The 6,768-nt window shown below is 70.7% G+C and carries 2 protein-coding genes; both read left to right on the top strand.

Annotation, left to right across the window (positions count from 1 at the left end; genetic code table 11):
- The first annotated feature begins 22 nt into the window (after positions 1 to 22).
- Entirely contained in the window at positions 23 to 4,513 is a 4,491-nt protein-coding gene (locus ACWDSL_RS50775; protein ID WP_450496236.1) for an SDR family NAD(P)-dependent oxidoreductase, read from the top strand.
- A gap of 114 nt (positions 4,514 to 4,627) precedes the next feature.
- On the top strand, positions 4,628 to 6,768 hold a 2,141-nt coding region (locus ACWDSL_RS50770; RefSeq protein WP_450496239.1), incomplete at its 3' end, for a type I polyketide synthase.

Here is a 6,768-nt window from a genome sequence, read left to right as displayed (position 1 = left end):
CGAGGACGAGGTCCTCACCGTCATGGAGGGGCATCCGGGGGTGTCGCTGGCCGCGGTCAATGATGCCGAGTCGGTCGTGGTCTCGGGCGATGCGGATGCGGTCGCGGAGGTGGCGGGGCATTTTGCGGGGCTGGGTCGGCGGACGAAGGCGCTGCGGGTCAGCCACGCGTTCCACTCGGCACACATGGACACAGCGCTGGAGGAGTTCGCGGAGGTGGTCGCGGGGGTGACGGCGGGTGTTCCGCGGGTGCCGGTGGTCTCGAATGTGACGGGGCGGGTGGCGAGTGCGGAGGAGCTGGCGGATCCGGCGTACTGGGTGGCGCAGTTGCGGGGTACGGTGCGTTTCGCGGCCGGGGTGGAGCAGGCGCGGGAGCTGGGCGGGCGGGTGTTCGTCGAGCTGGGCCCGGACGCCGTGCTCTCCTCCCTCGTCCCCCAGGACGCGACCGCGATCCCCTTGCAGCGCACCGGCCAGGACCTTGCCTTCCCTCTCGCGCTGGCCTTAGCCCACTGCCACGGCCTGCCCGTGACCTGGCCCACCCCCACCCCCGTCTCTGCCTTGCCGGGCGAGCTGCCTACCTATGCCTTCCAGCGTGAGAGTTACTGGCTGCTGGCGGCTTCTGGCGGTGGGGATGTGGTGAGTTTGGGGCAGGCTCCTGCCGGTCATGGCCTGCTGGGCGCGGCGGTGGTGCTGGCCGAGGATGGTCTGACGGTGTTCACCGGCCGGATCTCTGTTTCGTCCCATCCGTGGCTGGCGGAGCATGTGGTGGGTGGCTCGGTGTTGGTGCCGGGCACGGTGTTCGTGGAGCTGGCGCTGCACGCGGGCGACTATGTCGACTGTGGTCACCTGGAGGACCTGACGATCGAAGCGCCGCTGGTGCTGGGGGAACGGGCGTCGGTCATGGTGCAGGTGTCCGTGGGTGAGGCCGATGAGAGTGGCCGTCGTGGGGTGCGGGTGTTCGCGCGCTCGGGGGAGGGGGCGTGGACGCGGCATGCCGTGGGTTTGCTGGCTGTGCAGGAACCGGTGGCCGGGGAGCCTGAGGGCGTATGGCCGCCGGCCGGTGCTGAACCGGTGGAGCTGGATGGTTTGTACGAGCGGCTGGCGGAGCGCGGGTATCGCTATGGTCCGGTGTTCCAGGGGCTGACGTCGGCGTGGCGGGATGCCGATGCGTGGTATGCCGAGGTGGCGCTGCCCGCGGACACCGACGTGTCCGGGTACGGCATCCACCCGGCTCTGCTGGACGCCGCGCTGCACACGCTCGCGGCCTCCAGCGGGGGAGCGGTGGAGGAGGTGCGGCTGCCGTTCAACTTCGCCGGGGTGGGGCTGTACGCGACTGGTGCCACGGCACTGCGAGTACGGCTCACGCCCGTGGACGAGGGCGGCGACACCGTCACCCTCCACCTCACCGACCCCACCGGCACCCCCATCGCCCGCATCGACTCGCTGACCACACGTGCCGTGCCCACGGCCCAGTTGGCAGCACTGGGCGTGGGCGACACCGAGCCCAAGGACCCGGTGTTCATCACGGAGTGGGTCCAGGCTCCTGCCACCCCCGCCACGTCTACGGGCCGCTGGGCGCTGCTGGGCCCGGACTTCCTGGGACTCGGCCCCGCCCTCGCCGAAGCGGGTGCGAGTGTCGGCGAGTACGCGGACCTGGCGGACCTCGAGGCCGTCGTCGCGCAGGATGCCGCCGCCGCGCCCCTGGTCGTCGTCGCCTCCTTCACGTCCCCCCGACTGCCGGACGACGTCCGCCAGTCCGTACACGAGTCGGCCTCCACGGCCCTCGCCCTGACGCAGGAGTGGCTTGCCCTCGATGCCCCCGGGCTGTCGGACGCACGGCTCCTCGTCTGCACGCGCGACGCGGTGGGCGTCGAGGACGGGGAACCCGCGCTCGACCTGGTGCATGCCCCGCTGTGGGGGCTCGTACGGTCGGCGCAGACGGAGAACCCGGACCGGTTCCTCCTCGCCGATATCGACGGGCACCAGGACTCGGCGCGGGCACTGCTCGCCGCCGTGACCGCCCACACCGAACGGCAGGCTGACGACGACCAGTTCGCCGTACGGCGGGGGACGGTCAAGGTGCCCCGCCTGGCGTGGCGGACTACCGACGGACTCCTGCCGGAACCCGCGAACGAGGCGGCGGACACGGACACTGCGCCGTGGCGGCTCACTCTGGAGGGCACCGGGTCCCTGGACCAACTCGCCCTACGGCCCCACGAAGAGGCACTGCGTGAACTCGGCTCCGACGAGGTGCGCATCTCGCTGCGTGCGTCCGGGCTCAACTTCCGTGATGTGCTGACGGCGCTCGGCATGGTGCCCGGCGACCATCGCGCCGTGGCCGGCGAGGGCGCGGGCGTCGTCCTGGAGACCGGGGCGAACGTCTCCTGGGTCCGCCCCGGCGACCGGGTGATGGGCATCCTCATGGAGGGCACCGGGCCGGTCACGGTCACCGACGCGCGTCTCGTCGTACGGATGCCGGAGGCCATGACCTTCGCCGAGGCCGCCGGTGTGCCCGTCGTCTTCCTCACCGCCTACTACGGGCTGGTGGACCTCGCCGCGATCAAGGCGGGGGAGTCGCTGCTGGTCCACGCCGCGACCGGCGGCGTCGGCACGGCCGCTCTGCAACTCGCCCGTCACTGGGGCGCGGAGGTGTTCGGCACGGCCAGCCCCGGCAAGTGGGACACGCTGCGCGGCCAGGGCCTGGACGACGACCACATCGCGAGTTCGCGGGACCTGGAGTTCGAGCGGAAGTTCCGCACCTCGCTCGGCTCCGCTTCCGGTACGGGAACGATGGACGTCGTACTGAACTCCCTCGCTAACGACTACGTGGACGCCTCGCTGCGGCTCCAGGGACCCGGCGGACGCTTCCTCGAAATGGGCAAGACGGACAAGCGATCGCCCGACGAAGTGGCCGTCGCCCACGACGGAGTGACGTACTGCGCGTACGACGTCCTCGACGCCGGCCCCGAACGCATCCGTGAGATGTTCGGCGAGCTGGTCGAACTCTTCGAGTCCGGCGCCATACGTCCCGTCCCCGTGTCGGCCTGGGACGTGCACCGGGCCCCCGACGCCCTCCGCTTCCTCGGCCAGGCACGCCACACGGGAAAGCTGGTGCTGACCCTGCCGCGTTCCTTCGCCGACGTTGGTGAGGGGTCGGTGTTGGTGACGGGTGGTACGGGGTCGCTGGGTGGTCTGGTGGCGCGTCATTTGGTGGTTGTGCATGGTGTTCGGAACTTGGTGTTGACGAGTCGTCGGGGTCTGGCGGCGTCGGGTGCGGAGGAGTTGGTTGCGGAGCTGGAGGGGTTGGGTGCGCGGGTGCGAGTGGAGGCGTGTGACCTGGCGGACCGGGAGGCGCTGGCGGGTGTGCTGGCGTCGGTGCCGGTGGAGCATCCGTTGCGGGCGGTGGTGCATGCGGCGGGTGTGGTGCGTGATGCCACGGTGTCGGGGTTGTCGGTGGAGGAGCTGGAGCTGGTGCTGCGGCCGAAGGTGGACGCGGCGTGGAATCTGCACGAGCTGACGCGTGGGCTGGACCTTTCGGCGTTCGTGCTGTTCTCCTCCGCGGCCGGCGTCATGGGCGCGGCGGGCCAGGCCAACTACGCGGCGGCCAACACCTTCCTGGACACCCTCGCCGCACACCGGCGCTTCCAGGGGCTGCCCGGCATCTCCCTCGCCTGGGGACTCTGGGAGCAGGCGGGCGGCATGGCGGGCGCTCTCGACAGCGGTGACCGGCAGCGGCTCGGACGTTCCGGCGTCGTTCCTTTGCCGATCGACACGGGCCTGTCCGTCCTCGACACCTCGCTGTGCGCCGGCGAGGCGGTCCTGGTCCCCGTCCAGTTCGACCTGGCGGCCATGCGGTCCCGCGCCATGGCCGACTCCGACTCCGGAGGGGACGTACCGCCCCTGCTGCGCGGCCTCGTCGGAACCCCGGCCCCGCGCCGTACCGCACTGCGCAGGGCGGCGGCGAGCGCGACGGCCACGGAGGCGAACTGGGCCGACCGGCTGGCGGGCCGCACGGCCGACCAGCAGGTGGAACTCCTCGTCGAGCTGGTACGCGAGCAGGCGGCGGCCGTGCTCGGCCACGGCGACACCACCGGGATCGAAGCGGACCGCGCCTTCAAGGAACTCGGCTTCGACTCCCTCACCGCCGTGGAACTGCGCAACCGCCTCGGCAAGGCGACCGGCCTGAGGCTCTCCGGCACCCTTGTCTTCGACTTCCCGACGTCCGCCACGCTCGGCGCACACCTGCGCACCGCCCTGGTCCCCGAAGAAGCGGACCCGGTGAAGCGGATCGTCGGGGACCTCGAACACATCGAGACCGCACTGTCCGAACTCGGTCAGGACATCGAGCCCGACGACGAGGCATTTGCGAGCATCGCCGCCCGCCTCCAGACGATGCTCTGGAAATGGAACGACCTGCACGACGCTGAGGGCTCCGTCGACGAGACACAGGACTTCGGTACGGCGAGCGACGACGAACTCTTCGACGCGCTCGATCAGGAACTCGGAAGCTCCTGAACCACGGCGCACCGCCGCCGCTCACCAGCCGTAACTGTCCTACCCAGGAGTGGAATTCGCATGGCGAACCTTGCCCAGACCCCGGCGAACGGTCCTCGCGACATGGGGAAGGCCGTGGACAACGAGGAAAAGCTTCGGGACTACCTGAGGCGAACTGCCGCCGACCTGCGCCAGACGCGCCGGCGGCTGAAGGAAGCCGAGGCTCGCGAGCAGGAGCCGATCGCCATCGTCGGAATGGGATGCCGCTACCCCGGCGACATCACCTCCCCCGGAGCCCTCTGGCGGCTCTTGGAGGAGGACGGGGACGCGGTCTCCGAGTTTCCGTCCAACCGGGGTTGGGACCTTGAGGAGGTGTACCACGCCGACCCCGACCACGCGGGCACCTCCTACGTCACGAAGGGTGGCTTCCTCCACGACGCCGACCGCTTCGACGCCGACTTCTTCGGCATCAGCCCCCGCGAGGCCGAGGCGATGGACCCGCAGCAGCGGCTGCTGCTGGAGACCGCGTGGGAGGCGTTCGAGCACGCCGGCATCGCCCCCGACACGCTCAAGGGCAGCCGAACGGGCGCCTTCATCGGCGCCATCGGCCAGGATTACGCCCCCGCCGGCCGCGCCTTGCCCGCGGAGTACGAGGGCTACGTGTTGACCGGCACCACCACCAGCGTCGTCTCCGGGCGGCTCGCGTACACGCTCGGCTTCGAAGGACCCGCCGTCACGGTCGACACCTCGTGCTCGTCGTCCCTGGTGGCCCTGCACCTGGCGGTGCAGGCGCTGCGCAACGGCGAGTGTGGCCTTGCCCTCGCCGGCGGTGTCACCGTACTGCCCACACCCCGCCTCTACGTGGAGTTCAGCAAGCAGCGGGGACTGTCCCCCGACGGCCGCTGCAAGGCCTTCGCGGCCGCCGCCGACGGCACCGGTTTCGGCGAGGGCGTGGGTGTCCTGGTGCTGGAGCGGCTGTCGGATGCCCGGCGGCGGGGGCATCGTGTGCTGGCGGTGGTGCGGGGCTCGGCCGTCAACCAGGACGGCGCGAGCAACGGCCTGACGGCGCCGAACGGTCCGTCGCAGGAGCGGGTGATCCGGCAGGCGCTGGACAGCGCGCGGCTGGCTGCGTCCGACGTGGACGCGGTCGAGGCGCACGGGACGGGTACGAAGCTGGGTGACCCGATCGAGGCGCAGGCCCTGATGGCCACCTACGGCCAGGGGCGGGGCGAGGGTGCCGAGCCGCTATGGCTGGGTTCGGTTAAGTCGAACATCGGCCATACGAATGCCGCTGCGGGTGTGGCCGGTGTGATCAAGATGGTGGAGGCGATGCGGCGTGGTGTGCTGCCGCGGACGCTGCATGTGGATGAGCCGACTCCGCAGGCGGACTGGGAGGCGGGGCAGGTGCGGCTGCTGACGGAGGCCCGCGCATGGCCAGAGGCGGGCCGGCCGCGCCGGGCGGGTGTGTCGTCGTTCGGTATCAGCGGTACGAACGCGCACGTCATCCTCGAGGAAGCTCCCGCTGAGGAGCCGGTCGAGGAGCCGGTGGAGGAGCTGTCCCCGGTTTCCGGGTTGCCGGTGGTGTGGCCGGTGTCGGGGAGGACTGCGGCTGCGTTGCGGGCGCAGGCGGCCCGGTTGGCCGCGTATGTCCGTGAGGCCGGGGAGGAGGTGGATGCGGCGGCGGTGGCTCACACCCTGATGCATGGCCGTGTGCACTTTGATCAGCGGGCCGCGGTGGTAGGTGGGCCGGTTGCTGAACTGGTTGCGGGTCTGGAGGCGTTGGCGGCGGATGGGTCGGATGAGTGTGTGGTCACCGGCACTGTGGCCGGGGGCAAGACGGTATTCCTGTTCACCGGGCAGGGTTCGCAGCGTCCTGGGATGGGGCGGGTGTTGTATGAGGCGGAGCCGGTGTTTGCGGCTGCTTTCGATGAGGTGTGTGCCCGTTTCGAGCTTCCGGTGCCGCTGAAGGACGTGGTCTTCGGCTCCGATGCGGGGTTGTTGGATCAGACGCGGTATGCGCAGGCGGGTTTGTTCGCGTTGCAGGTGGCGTTGTTCCGGTTGGCCGAGGCGTACGGACTGGTGCCTGATGTGCTGCTGGGGCATTCGATCGGCGAACTCGCTGCGGCGTATGTGGCGGGCGTGTGGTCTTTGGAGGATGCATGTGTGCTGGTCGCGGCGCGGGGGCGGCTGATGCAGGCGGCTCGCTCGGGTGGGGCGATGACGATGATCGCCGCAATCGAGGACGAGGTCCTCACCGTCATGGAGGGGCATCCGGG

The organism is Streptomyces sp. NPDC000941 (genome assembly GCF_053599555.1).
The sequence above is the reverse complement of the archived record's forward strand: the minus strand, read 5'-3'. Positions and strand labels throughout refer to the sequence as shown.

Coding starts and splice junctions, on each gene's coding strand:
- ACWDSL_RS50775 (WP_450496236.1), top strand. CDS start 23: ATGGAGGGGCATCCGGGGGTGTCGCTGGCCGCGGTCAATGATGCCGAG.